The 12,880-nt window shown below is 67.9% G+C and carries 12 protein-coding genes; all 12 read left to right on the top strand.

All coding sequences use genetic code 11. The features are described 5' to 3' along the window. The first annotated feature begins 177 nt into the window (after positions 1-177). The 12 genes from ACFXMV_RS09290 to ACFXMV_RS09235 all read left to right on the top strand — a co-directional run bounded on the left by ACFXMV_RS09290 (position 178) and on the right by ACFXMV_RS09235 (position 12,877). A complete protein-coding gene (locus ACFXMV_RS09290; RefSeq protein ID WP_378502901.1) occupies positions 178-1,173 on the top strand; it encodes an NAD(P)H-dependent flavin oxidoreductase in 996 nt (331 codons plus the stop codon). Continuing rightward, positions 1,170-1,967: an enoyl-CoA hydratase-related protein gene (locus tag ACFXMV_RS09285; RefSeq protein ID WP_378499564.1), complete on the top strand. Its 798-nt coding sequence runs from the start codon at positions 1,170-1,172 to the stop codon at positions 1,965-1,967. The genes ACFXMV_RS09290 and ACFXMV_RS09285 overlap by 4 nt, the downstream gene beginning before the upstream one ends. Before the next feature lie 120 nt (positions 1,968-2,087). Continuing rightward, positions 2,088-3,674, top strand: a complete 1,587-nt coding sequence (fadD5, locus tag ACFXMV_RS09280; RefSeq protein WP_378502900.1) for a fatty-acid--CoA ligase FadD5 — start codon at positions 2,088-2,090, stop codon at positions 3,672-3,674. A 210-nt stretch (positions 3,675-3,884) separates the two neighbouring features. Beyond that, the gene (locus ACFXMV_RS09275) at positions 3,885-4,694 is read left to right on the top strand and encodes an MlaE family ABC transporter permease (RefSeq protein ID WP_378499562.1); all 810 of its coding nucleotides are present in this window, start codon (positions 3,885-3,887) and stop codon (positions 4,692-4,694) included. Beyond that, on the top strand, positions 4,694-5,554 hold the full coding sequence (locus ACFXMV_RS09270; protein WP_378499561.1) for an MlaE family ABC transporter permease: 861 nt from the start codon (positions 4,694-4,696) through the stop codon (positions 5,552-5,554). The genes ACFXMV_RS09275 and ACFXMV_RS09270 overlap by 1 nt, the downstream gene beginning before the upstream one ends. A 1-nt stretch (position 5,555) precedes the next feature. Next, positions 5,556-6,827 (top strand): MCE family protein, encoded by a 1,272-nt coding sequence (locus ACFXMV_RS09265; protein ID WP_378499560.1) that lies wholly within the window; start codon positions 5,556-5,558, stop codon positions 6,825-6,827. Further along, positions 6,824-7,888, top strand: a complete 1,065-nt coding sequence (locus ACFXMV_RS09260) for an MCE family protein (protein ID WP_378502899.1) — start codon at positions 6,824-6,826, stop codon at positions 7,886-7,888. Before ACFXMV_RS09265 ends, ACFXMV_RS09260 begins: the two co-directional genes overlap by 4 nt. Beyond that, positions 7,888-8,934, top strand: coding sequence for an MCE family protein (locus ACFXMV_RS09255; RefSeq protein ID WP_378502958.1), 1,047 nt, complete (start codon positions 7,888-7,890; stop codon positions 8,932-8,934). The genes ACFXMV_RS09260 and ACFXMV_RS09255 overlap by 1 nt, the downstream gene beginning before the upstream one ends. Beyond that, the gene (locus ACFXMV_RS09250) at positions 8,931-10,064 is read left to right on the top strand and encodes an MCE family protein (RefSeq protein ID WP_378501435.1); all 1,134 of its coding nucleotides are present in this window, start codon (positions 8,931-8,933) and stop codon (positions 10,062-10,064) included. The genes ACFXMV_RS09255 and ACFXMV_RS09250 overlap by 4 nt, the downstream gene beginning before the upstream one ends. Continuing rightward, positions 10,064-11,113: an MCE family protein gene (locus tag ACFXMV_RS09245; protein ID WP_378501434.1), complete on the top strand. Its 1,050-nt coding sequence runs from the start codon at positions 10,064-10,066 to the stop codon at positions 11,111-11,113. The genes ACFXMV_RS09250 and ACFXMV_RS09245 overlap by 1 nt, the downstream gene beginning before the upstream one ends. Further along, positions 11,110-12,327, top strand: a complete 1,218-nt coding sequence (locus ACFXMV_RS09240) for an MlaD family protein (protein ID WP_378501433.1) — start codon at positions 11,110-11,112, stop codon at positions 12,325-12,327. The genes ACFXMV_RS09245 and ACFXMV_RS09240 overlap by 4 nt, the downstream gene beginning before the upstream one ends. Then, a complete protein-coding gene (locus ACFXMV_RS09235) occupies positions 12,317-12,877 on the top strand; it encodes a mce associated protein mas1a (protein WP_378501432.1) in 561 nt (186 codons plus the stop codon). Before ACFXMV_RS09240 ends, ACFXMV_RS09235 begins: the two co-directional genes overlap by 11 nt. Positions 12,878-12,880: the final 3 nt, after the last annotated feature.

The following is a 12,880-nucleotide window of genomic DNA, read 5'->3' as shown; positions in this document are numbered from 1 at the left end:
CCAAAAGCGAAGACGGATTCCTTCGCGATAGGCCATGCTTTCGTCGCCAATTCAACGCAATGGCTGTACTGACAACAAAATTCACCCTTGACAGCCTCGGCACGGTGCCTGAAAGTTAACAAGGATTCGCACCGTGTGAGTGTGGTCACGGGTGTGAGGGCAACCGAGAGGGGAACCATGAGAACCCGATTCACCGAGGCGTTCGGGATCGAGCACCCCATCGTGGCGGGCGGAATGATGTGGGTGGGTCGCGCGGAACTCGTGGCGGCTGTTGCCAATGCGGGCGCGCTCGGCTTCATCACCGCGCTCACCCAGCCGACACCCGAGGATCTCGTACGGGAGATCGCGCGCTGCCGTGACATGACCGACAAGCCGTTCGGGGTGAACCTGACGATCCTGCCGTCGATCGCGCCGCCGCCCTACGCGGAGTACCGCCAGGCGATCGTCGACTCCGGCATCACGATCGTCGAGACCGCCGGTTCCAGTCCCGCCGAGCATCTTCCGCATTTCAAGGACGCGGGAATCAAGGTGATCCACAAGTGCACCAGCGTCCGGCACGCACTGAAGGCGGAGCGGATCGGCGTCGACGCCGTGAGCATCGACGGGTTCGAATGCGCCGGTCATCCCGGTGAGGACGATGTGCCCGGGCTGGTCCTGATTCCGGCGGTAACCCAGAAACTGAGCATTCCGGTGCTCGCCTCCGGTGGGATCGCGGACGCTCGCGGACTGGTCGCCGCGCTCGCGCTCGGCGCTGACGGAGTGAACATGGGCACCCGGTTCATGTGTACCGAGGAATCACCCGTCGCCCAGTCGGTGAAGGAGCAGATCGTGGCGAACACCGAACTGAATACGAAGCTGATCTTTCGCACCCTCGGCAACACCGCACGGGTGGCGGAGAACGCGGTGTCCTCGGAGGTCGTGGACATCGAGTCGAGGGGAGCGACGTTCGACGACATCCGTGACCTCGTCGCGGGGGCCCGAGGTCGAAAGGTGTTCGAGGACGGTGATCTCGACGCAGGCATCTGGACCGCGGGTCAGTGCCAGGGGCTCATCGACGACATCCCGGCGGTGGGGGAACTGGTCGCGCGGATGGTGTCGGAGGCGGAGGAACTCATCGCCTGCCGCCTGAGCGCCATGGTCGGCGCAGGCGAACCGGTCGGGGCACTCCGGTGACGGCGGCACCCGAGCGCGAGACGGTCGGCGGCCTGCGGGTCGAGTTCGCGGACGGGATTCTGCGGATCACCATCGACCGTCAGGACCGGATGAATGCGCTCGATCTTGCGTCGATGAACGCTCTCGGCGACCTGCTGACCGGCCGGGCCGAGGATCCGTCGGTCAGGGTCGTCGTGATCACCGGAGCGGGGGTGGCGTTCTCGACCGGCGCCGACCTCGCCGCCGCGGCGAACGGACCCGAGGCGGACCCCCGCGTCGTGATGGAGTCTGCGAACCGGGTGATCCGGGCGATCCTCACGCTGCCGGTGCCGGTGATCGCGGGGGTGAACGGGGCGGCGGCCGGTATCGGCGCGTCCATCGCATTCGCGGCGGATCTCGCGTTCGCGGCGCCGAGTGCGTACTTCCTGTTGGCCTTCGTCAATGTCGGGCTGATGCCCGATGGCGGGTCGAGCCTGCTCGTGCCCGCGGCGATCGGGCGGGCCAGGGCGACCGAGATGGCGTTGCTCGGCAGGAAACTCGGCGCCACGGACGCCGCGGCCGCCGGGCTGATCGCGCGGGTTCTGGCCGAGGGTGAACTGCCGTCCCATGTCGATTCCGTCGCGGCCAGGCTGGCGCGCGGGCCGCGGCGTGCGATCGAGCTGACCAAGCGCTCGCTGACCGCCACCACGCTCGCCCGCATCGACGAGGCGATCGAACGGGAGACCGACGGTCAGGTCGAGCTCCTGGCCGCGCCGGACTTCCGGGAGGGCGTCGCCGCGATGCTCGGCGGCCGGGCGCCTGAATTCGGTCGATAGGCCCATTTCCTAGCGCGAATCAGTGTTAACAAAAATGCCGCGCGGTGCGTCTCGTATTGCCATACTGGGCGCATCCGTGAGGGTACGTCAGCCACACCGTGCCAGGGAAGGACAATCAAGATGTCACTCAGCGATGATCTGCTCACGCAGCCGCTGCAAGCCCGCAGGAATCACTGGAACAATCAGGTCGCGACGCACGCGGCCATGCGGCCGGACGCGGTGGCCCTGCGATTCCAGGGGGCCACGACCACCTGGTCGGGGCTGCACCTGCGTTCGGAGTCGTTCGCGGATGCGCTCGCTCGACGAGGCGTCGGATTCGGGGACCGGGTCCTGCTGGTCATGCTCAACCGCCCCGAGTTCCTGGAGGCCGTCCTCGCCGTCAATTCCCTCGGTGCTATCGCGGTCCCGGTCAATTTCCGCCTGACGCCGCCCGAGATCGCCTTCATCGTGGAGGACAGCGGCGCCACCGCGGTCGTCACCGATGTGCCGCTGGCACCCCTGGTCGCCGCGGTGCGCGGTCAGGTTCCGGCCCTGTCGACCTGCGTCGTGGTGGGCCAGCCGGGCGCGGACGGGGTGCTCGGCTACGAGGAGTTGCTCGACGAGGGCGGTGCGGACCATGCGCCGATCGACCTGGCCGAGGACGCCCCCGCCCTGATCATGTACACCTCCGGCACCACGGGCAGCCCCAAGGGGGCGGTGCTCTCGCATGCGAACATGCAGGCCCAGGCGCTCACCTGTATCCGGGCCCTGCGCATGTACGGCGGCGACGACATCGGGTTCTGTGCCTCACCGATGTTCCACATCGCCGCGCTCGGCAGCATGGCGCCGTCGCTCGTGCTCGGGGTGCCGACGGTGATCCATCCGCTCGGGGCGTTCAACCCAGCCGAGCTGTTGGACGTGTGGGAAGCGGAACGGGTCACCACGGCCTTCCTCGTGCCAGTGCAATGGCAGGCGGTGTGCGCGGAACCGACTGTGCGACAGCGTGATCTCGCGTTGCGGGTGATCAGCTGGGGCGCCGCGCCCGCTTCTGACGTGGTGTTGCAGGCGATGTCGGACACCTTCCCCGACGCGTTCAACGTCGCGGTGTTCGGGCAGACCGAGATGTCGCCGATCACCTGTGTCCTGGACGGCGAGGACGCGGTGCGCAAGCTGGGGTCGGTCGGCAAGGTCATCCCGACCATCCAGGCCCGCATCGTGGACGACGAGATGAACGACGTGCCCGCCGGGCAGGTCGGCGAGATCGTGTACCGGGGCCCGACGATGATGCGCGAGTACTGGCGTAACCCGCAGGGCACGGCGGATGCGTTCGCGGGCGGCTGGTTCCACTCCGGAGACCTGGTGCGCCAGGACGAGGAGGGGTTCATCTTCGTCGTCGACCGCAAGAAGGACATGATCATCTCCGGCGGTGAGAACATCTACTGCGCCGAGGTCGAGAATGCGCTCTTCGGTCATCCGAAGGTGCTGGAGGCGGCGGTGATCGGGCGCCCGGACGACAGGTGGGGGGAGGTCCCCGTCGCCGTCGTGGCGCTGCACGGCGGCGACCTCACCCTCGACGAGCTCTCCGAGTTCCTCGACGAGCGACTGGCCAGGTACAAGCACCCGAAGGAGCTCGTCATCGTGGATGCGCTGCCGCGTAACGCCAGCGGCAAGGTGGTCAAGGGTGACCTGCGCAAGAACCACGGATCGGTGTCGGTCGCGGCCGGCTGACGCCTGGGTCGGGGGCATGGGCGACGGGGAGGGTCGTTCCATGTCCCCGCGCCTGCCCGTCATCGGGTGGCCATTTCGGTCAAGGCCCCTGATCCTGATGAGAATCACGGTTCACTTAAACCTTGCGGGCCGCTGCCCGCTGTGAGAGGCTTCACACATTCGAACCGCGGGGGGGCTTCGGTCGCGGACTGGTCGAGAGGGGCTGTGGCGATGACGTACGAGCTTCCGGTCGCCAAGGGTCCGGTTCGAGACGTCGCGAATCAGGGCGGGTACCTGATCGGGTTCGCCGTCCTCTCGCTCGTCGCGCTGGTCCGGGCTCTGTTCCGGCGCCGATTGTCGCTGCACGAGACCATTACTCAGACCTTGTTCATCGGCCGGGTCAGCACCGGCCCCTCGTTGCTGCTGATGATTCCGATCGGCGTGTTCATCGCGGTGTCGGTTGGCGAGCTCGCGGGCCGGATCGGGGCAGGCGGCTACTCGGGTGCGGTGGTGGCGTTCATCATCGTCGGCCAGGCCGCCGCGCTCGTGTGCGCGCTGATGATGGCGGGTGTGGCCGGATCGGCGATCTGTACCGACCTGGGTTCCCGCAAGATTCGCGAGGAGATCGATGCCATGGAGGTCATGGGCATCGACGTCGTCGAGCGCCTGGTCGCGCCCCGACTGGTCGCCGCGGTGGTGGTCTCGCTCGCGCTCTGTTCGATGGTGACCTTCGGCGGCGTGATGGCCTGCTACGTCTATCACATTTACGTTCAACATCTTCCGGCCGGAACCTTCATGTCCACCTTCAGCCAGTACGGGCGGATGTCCGACTTCGTGATGGCGCTGGTGAAGGCGGCGATCTTCGGCCTCACCTCGACCCTGGTCGCCACCTTCAAGGGCTTGCACACCAAGGGGGGTCCGCGCGGAGTCGCGGACGCGGTCAACGAGGCGGTGGTGATCGCCTTCGCGTTGGTGTTCATCGTCAACACGGCGCTGTCCGCGCTGTACACCGTGATCGTCCCGGCAGTGGGGTCCTACTGATGGCCGGCTACGACACGATTCACCGGATGCGTTACCGCGGGGCGGCGCCGGCGCGGGCGGTCTACGGCGGACTGGTCGACGTCGGCAAGCACGTGACGTTCTACTCGCAAACCGTCGCATCGATCCCGTTCGCGCTGATGAAGTACCGCAAGCACGTCCTGGGCCAGATCAGCGAGGTCAGCTTCGGCACCAATTCACTGCTCTCCGGGGGCGGCACCATCGGGATCGTGTTCGCGATGTCCCTGGCCGCCGCGATGATGCTCGGCGTCGAGACGCAGCGGGGACTCGAACTGGTCGGGATGACGACGATGTCGGGAATGCTCTCCGCCATCGCGAACACCCGTGAGCTCGCACCGGTCGTGGTCGCGATCGCGCTGGCGGCCAAGGTCGGCACCGGATTCACCGCGCAGATCGGCGCGATGCGGATCTCCGACGAGATCGACGCGCTGGACGCGATGGCGATCCGTTCGATCCCGTTCCTCGCGGGTACCCGGGTGCTGGCCGCCATGGTCTGTGTCCTCCCGATCTACATGGTCGGGTTGCTCGCGAGCTACCTCTCGACGCGGCTGGTGATCGTGTTCTTCAATGGCGCCTCCGCGGGTACCTACGACTATTTCTTCCACCTGGCGCTGTCCCCGCAGGATCTCGCATACTCCGCGCTCAAGGCAATCGTCTTCGCCGCCGTGGTCTCACTGGTGCACTGCGCGTACGGCTACTACGCGTCGGGCGGCCCCGCGGGTGTCGGACAGGCGGCAGGCCGTGCGCTACGCACTGCGATCCTCGCCATCGGCATCCTCGACGTCCTGATGACCTTTGCCCTGTGGGGCCTGGTCCCCGAGATCCCGGGAATGGGGGTCTGAGGTGGACCAGTTCACGGGGCGCTCGCGCGCCCGGCTGGCGCTCCGTGGGGCGATCGCGGTGCTCGTCGGCGTGCTCGTCGCGGTGGCGATGGTGATGCGCGGGTCGGGAAACCTGGAGCGCGATGCCGTCGTGGTCGTCGCCATCCCCGCGTCGGCGGGACTGATCACCGGCGAAGCGCCGGTGCGCTACTCCGGTGTCAACATCGGACGAATCGCCGGAATCGACTCGGGCACGGAATCTTCCGTAGTGCGTCTGCAGATCGACGACGCGTCGATCGGGCGGGTTCCGTCCTCGGTTCTCGCGCGGGTGGTACCCAGGACCTTCTTCGGGGACATCTACATCCAGTTGGTCGACGCCCCTGACGCTGCGGCAGGGGGCTCGCTCGCGGACGGCGACACGATCGGCGTCGACACCGGCCCGGACGCGGTGGCGCTCTACGGGGTCTACACGAAGATGGTCGAGGTCCTCGACCGCATGCAGCCGCAGAAGATGCAGACCGCACTGACCGCGTTGGGCAAGGCGCTGGACGGTCGGGGCGAGACTGTCGGCCGAATCGTCGACCGGCTCGGCTCGGCCTCGCGGACGCTGGCCCCCTCCGCACAGGAGTTCCTCGCCGCCACACCGGACTTCCGTTCGGTGATCGCCGCTCTCGACACGGCGACGCCGGACGTGCTGGCCACACTGACCGCGGCGACATCGGTGTCGCAGAGCATCGTCGACCACGGCGACCAGATGGCCGCGATGTTCGGCAGTGCGGCGGGGTTTGCCTCGGTGGCGGCGTCGTTCGTCGGTGAACAGCGCGACCGGATCATCACCGTGATGGACTCCACCGGCACGATCCTGGCGACGACGGCCGCGAACCCGTCCGGTCTGGTCGACACGCTTGCGGGTGCCGAGACCTTCGGGGCCGCGGGCGCGCGGGTCTTCGCCACCGGAAAGTTCAACATCACCGCGGTGCCGACCTTTCAAGGGCCGCTGCCGTACACGGCGGCCGATTGTCCGCACTACGGCGACGAGTACGGCGCGAATTGCGGTGGGGGCCAGGCGACGCAGCCCCAGCCGACCGCCGCGTCGCCGCAGCCGGTGGCGGCCGTCGCCCCGGCCTCCTTCCTTGAGTCGGACCTGGTCGACGCCGTGCGCGAAGCCCCCGCGCTGAACCTCCTCGAGGGCCACCTGCGTGGAATCCCGACGTCCGCCGACGCGGCGCCGAACCCGGCCACCGTCGTGATGCTCGGGCCCATGGTGCGGGGGAACGAGGTGACCGTCCGATGAAACTCGGCTGGGTGGCCGCAGTGAAGGCGATCGGGTTCTGCGTGACCGGCGCGCTGTGCGCCTCGTTCGTGGTGAACACGCTGTCCGTTCCCGTGCGCGGAGCCACCGACGACTACACGCTGGAGTTCACCGATGTGGAGGGGCTCAGCCCGGGCAACGCGGTGACCATGGCGGGAGTGCGAGTGGGCCGAGTCGACGCGATCGACTTCGCCGACGCGGGCGGCGGCACCAGCAAGGCGGTGGTCCGCATCGAGGTCGAATCCGAGCACTTGCTGGCCAGGGACGTGACGGCCGCGGTCCGGTACGGCGACATGCTCGGGGCCCGCTACATCGCGCTGACTCAGCCGGACGGGACTGCGGTCGACGCGGTGGCGCTCGCAACCCGAGGCGACCGGCAGCAGGCGGCAACCCTGAACCCGGGCGCGGTGATTCCCACCGCGCAGACCACGCCGCCCGTCGACCTCACCGCGCTGATGAACGGGTTCCGGCCGCTCTTCGACGCGCTGGCGCCGGATCAGGTCAACGCTCTCACCAGGGGATTCGTGGAGACCTTCGGTGGCCAGGGACAGACGATCGCGACTCTGCTCTCGCAGATCGGGTCGCTGAGCGCAGGCCTGGTCGATCGGCAGGACGTGATCACGCAGCTGGTCGACAACCTGGCGTCGCTGCTGGGTTCGGTCAATGCGCGGGCGCCGCAGCTCGAACAGCTGCTCGCCGGGCTCAGCGGGCTGAGCACCGCGGTGGCGGGCAACAGCGATCACCTGGTCGCGTTGCTCGGCGACGGCAACCGGGCGGTCGCCCAACTGGCTCAGGCGATGGCCCGCTCCAACGGAGCCTTCGGTCAGTCGGTGACCGACCTCAGGTCGATGACCGACGCCTGGGTCGCGGGCACCGACGAGTTCAACGCCTTCGTGGCGAAGATGCCGGAGTTCGCGGCCGCGATCAACCGGATGGGCAGTTACGGCGGGTTCGTCAATCTCTACCTGTGCAACTTCACGTTGAAGGCGGGCGACTTGGAAGCGAACATCTTCGGCCCGACGCATTCTCCGGTGTGCTCATGATGTTCCTGGTCAAGCTGATCGACGTCTTCGTCGGCATGATGACATTCCTGTTCAAGGGCGACCGGCGCCGTGGCAGCGGCACACCGATGGCGCTTGGCGCACTGGGAATCATCCTGCTGCTGGCGGGGCTGGTCGTCGCGATCGGAGCGCCGAAGGCGTGGTATCAGGTCCGCACCAGTCCCTTTGTCGCAGAACTCGACAACGCCAGCGGGCTGTCGGGCGGCGACCCCGTGTACGTGGCAGGGGTGCCCGCCGGTCGGGTGGAGGGCATCGAGTTGGCGGGCGACCATGTGCGGGTGGACTTCCGGCTGGACAAGCGCCAGCCACTGGGCAATCAGAGCACCGCGACCGTGCGGCTCAAGACGGTCCTCGGTAAGCGCTACCTCGAGGTCGTGCCTGCGGGAGTGGATGACGGCGACACCGTCATACCCCGCTCCCGAACCACGGTTCCGTACAGCCTCGACGACGTCAGCAGGGATGCGACGGAGGCGGCCAAGGGCGTCGACCTCGACTCGATGCAGGCGATGATGACGACGCTGTCGCAGGTGATGCCTGCCGACTCGGAGCAACTCGGAAAGACGCTCGCCGGCCTGAGCGGCGCCTCGGCCGCATTCGCCGAGAACGGTCAGCAGGTCGACGAACTCCTCGCCATGTCCCGGTCCCTGTCCGATCTCGTTGTCCGTCAGAGCGACTCGCTGACGACGACGATGTCGAACGCGCAGACGGTGATCCAGATTCTCGCCGTCCGCAAGCACGCGCTGACCGAGCTGGTGGACAACCTGAGCGCGGTCATCGCCACCGCCTCCACGTCGATGACCGACCACCAGGAGGAGTTCGGGTTGATGGTCACCAATCTCGTGTCGATCACCGACACCTTGAAGCGGAACGCCGACAACATCGAGCTGCTGATGGATCGGCTCCCGCCCGCGCTGCGATCGGCAGCCGACGCGACAGGAAACGGTGCCTGGACCGACGTCAACGCGCCAGCCGCGGTGATCCCGGACAACCTACTGTGCGCCATCGGTGTCATGCAGGGGTGCAGGTGAGCACCGCGCGGAAGTCCACCGCGCGAAGGTCGCGGATCGCGACCGCACTCGCGCTCGTCGTCGCGCTGGCGACGGCGGGATGGTTTGTCTTCGCGCACACCGACGACTCGAAGACCGTGCACGCGAACTTCAGTTACGTGAACGGGATCTACCCGGGCAGCAAGGTGACGGTGCTCGGCGTCCCGGTCGGGTCGGTGATCGAGGTCCAGCCACAGGGGACCACGGTGCGCGTGACGATGACGGTGCCGGGCGAGGTGGAACTGCCCGCGGACGCGAATGCGTACGTGCTCAACCCCTCGGTGATCAGCGACCGACACGTCGAACTCGGCCCCACGTATCAGGGTGGACCGATGCTTGCCGACGGCGCCGAGATTCCCGCGGAGCGCAGCCACGCGCCGATCGACTTCGACGGGCTGATGGGCAGCATCAGCACGCTGACCGACGCACTCGGCGGCAGCGCTCCCGGTGGCGGCGGCGCCGCGACCGGCGACCTGCTCACCAAGGCGGCGGACAACTGGCGCGGCAACGGCGAACAGTTCAACACCGCGATCAAGAACCTCAGTGCCGCAACGGGAGTGGTGGGAGCGCGAGCCGAGGACATCGGCGCACTGGTGCGCAACCTCAACACCCTGATGGCCGCGCTGGATGCCCGCCAGGTGAGCCTGGACTCGCTGGTCGCCGACCTCGGTGCGCTCGGCGACGAGTGGTCGGCCCAGGAGGTCGACATCGCCGGACCGCTGGAGAACCTGCGTGTGGTGCTCGACCAGGTCAATTCCTTCATGAGCCTGCACGGTGACGACGTCGGTTCGATCGCCGAGAACACGCGCGTGCTCGGCGAGGTGCTGGCCGCGAACCAGTCGGGTCTGGCTGAGTTCATGGACGTGGTGCCGTTGCTGATGCAGAACCTGTCCAACTCCGTCGGTCCCGACAACCGCGGCCGGATCCGGCTGAACGTCTCGACCGCGCTGACCCAGTTCGCCGTCGCGAAACCGCTCTGCGACGCCCACCCGCTGCCACTGTGCACCGGAGCCGGGTTCACCAACCCGATCTCCTTCCCGGTCAGTGCATCCGACCCGCTTGGCATCGTCTCGGCCGTCACCGGTGGGGCGCTGCCACCGAAGGGAAACTGATGGGTCGCACGATGATTCGACTGGCGGCCGCGGGTCTGGGATGCCTCGTGCTGGCCGGGTGCGGGGTGGGAATGCAGGACCTGCCGCTCGGGCGCACCGCGGACGGCCCCGACTACCCGGTGACGCTGCAACTGGCCACCGCGGCCGGGTTGCTGCCGGGTGCCGACGTACTCAACGGGCAGAAGGTGATCGGTCGCGTCGCGGGCCTCGCGACCGACACCATCGGGGCGAAGGCCCTGCTGAGTCTCGAACTCGCGACCGAACTGCCGGAGAACGTCGAGGCGTCGGTGGAACTGCCGTCGGCGCTGGGCAACCCGTTCGTCCGGCTCACCGCGCCAACGGAGCCTTCGCCGCGGCCGTTGCGGGCGGGGGACGTCATCGCCGAGTCCCGCGCGACGATCGGCCCCCAGATCGAGAGTGCGCTCGCCACCCTCGGCACGATCGTCAGCGGGAGCGGGCTCAGTCAACTGCGGACCGTGGTCGACGAGCTGAACACGGCGTTCGCGGGCCGGTCGGGCGAGGTACGGGGGCTGATGGACACGATGGCGACCCTGATGTCAGAAGCCACAGCCAATCAGGGCGACTTCGACGCCGCCGTCGACCTCGCGGCGCGGGTCTCTCAGCAGTTGACGGACCAGCAACGGGCCGTCGACGGTTACCTCGACACGGTGCCGGGTGCGGTCGAACTGCTCGCGCAGCAACGAGATTCCATCGCCTCGCTGCTCGCCTCGACGACCGCCCTCGCGAGCAACACCGATGCAATCCTCGCGGCGTCGCCGCAGGGCCTCGACGGCCTGCTCGCCGATGCCGGGACGGTCATCGGGGCGTTGAACAGCTTCAACGGCCGGATCGGTACGACGCTCGACAACATGAACACCTTCATGGACAACTTCGGTCGATCGGTCCACGGCGACTACCTGAACTTCGATGGCGCGCTCGACATTCCGGGCGGGATCGACAAGCTGATCACCGGTGGGCCATTGCCAAGCGGCGCCGCGACCACCCCGGCAGGCACCCTCGCGTCGCTGTTGGCGGGGGGTGTCCGATGAGACGCCTGGTGTTGGTCCAGCTGGTCCTGTTCGCCCTCACGTCGGCGATCGTGATCCCGTTCGGGATCAACTACGTCCTCGGGCCGCAGGCGTTCGGGGACTCGATCCGGGTGCACAGCGCGATGAGCGACGCACTCGGGCTCACCGAAGGCACCAGCGTCACCTACCGGGGGGTCACGGTCGGGAAGGTGGCAAACGTCTCGCTCGACCCCGATATCCGCGGTGCCCGAGTGGAGTTCGACCTGAACCCGGGGACCCTGATCCCGCGGGACAGCGTGGCCAGGGTCGGGATGGGGACCGCCGCGGGCATCCAGAACGTCGACATCTTTCCCAATACCGGGGACGGCCCGTACCTCGAGGAGGGCGACGAGCTCGCCGCGCCTGCCGACGAACAGCCGGTCCAGATGAGTCAGATGATGCTGCAGGCGGCCCGGCTGCTGGAGGACGTCGACCCGCAGGCGGTCAGCGACATCGGCACGGAGCTCGGAGCGTCGTTCGACGGACTGGGTCCGGCGATGGCGAGCATGATCGATCACGGCGACCGACTCTCGGCCCAACTCGACGAGCAGGCGCCGATGCTGAAGTCGCTGCTCGAGCGGACCACGACATTGGTCGGAGCCATGGCGGGACAGTCGGATTCGTTCGTCCGGGGGATGGCGGCCGCCCGCGACGTCACCGGGCAGGTCGACTCGAGCGCGCCGGTCCTCGTCTACCTCGCCGACACCTCGCCGCAGGCGCTCGGCGCCGCCCGTGAGCTGTTCGATCGCTATCACGACACATTCGGGGCCGTGCTCGCGAACCTGGTGACGGTCGAGCCGATCATCTCCGATCGCAGCGACGCCCTCGCCGCGGGTCTCGACGAGATCCCGCGGGGGCTGGGGAGGTTGGAGTCGATCGTCACGGGGGACCGGGCCAACTTCGCCCTCGTCGCCACCCAGGGGCCGGTGTGCAACTACGAGACCGAACGGCGGGCGGTCGGCGACGTGAGCCCCACTGCCCCCAATCTCACCTTCTACTGCCCACCGGGGACTTCCATCGCGCAGCGTGGCGCCCGAAACGCTCCCCGGCCGGGCGGCCTCGGCCTGCAGAACGCGACAACACCGGGGACCACCATCGGGCCCCCGGTGGTCGCCGACCCGATCCTCATCCCCACCGGGGTCGAGGCAATGAACTACTGGAAGACGCTCCTGGAGGATCTCGGACATGGCAACTGACAACACCACCCTCACCGCGCCGAGCGAGACCGATGCGCTCCCACAGGCACAGAGCCCGCGCAGCACGGCCCGTTCGCTGCGGCGACCGCGGATGCTTGTGGCGTTGCTGCTGGTGTTCGCGCTGCTCGCGACGACCGCGGCCCTGACGGTCCAGGTGTTACGCGCCCGGCACCTCGATGACCTGCGCGCCGAGGCCGTCGACACAGCGAGGGACTACTCGGTGGCGATGTCCTCGTTCGACTTCCAGAGCCTGGATGAGAACCGCGACAAGATCATCGAGATGTCGACCCCGTCGTTCGCCGACAAGTACAACGAGATGGTCGACGCGCTCGCGCAGATCGTCACGGAGGGCAAGGGCCAGGCGACCGCGACCGCGGACCACGTGGCGGTCGAGCACATCGACGACTCGTCCGCTGTGGCGCTCGTCTTCGTCGACCAGCAGGCGACGAACGTCGTCTCGCCCGACGGCAACTCACAGAAGTATCGGATGGTGGTCTCCCTTGTCCGCGAGGGCGACCGATGGGTCGTCGACAACGTCGACACCAAATAGGGA

It is taken from the genome of Rhodococcus sp. NPDC059179 (assembly GCF_042754885.1).
Lineage (GTDB): Bacteria > Actinomycetota > Actinomycetes > Mycobacteriales > Mycobacteriaceae > Rhodococcus_G.
Note: the sequence above shows the minus strand (reverse complement) of the source record. Positions and strands in the feature narration are given on the sequence as shown.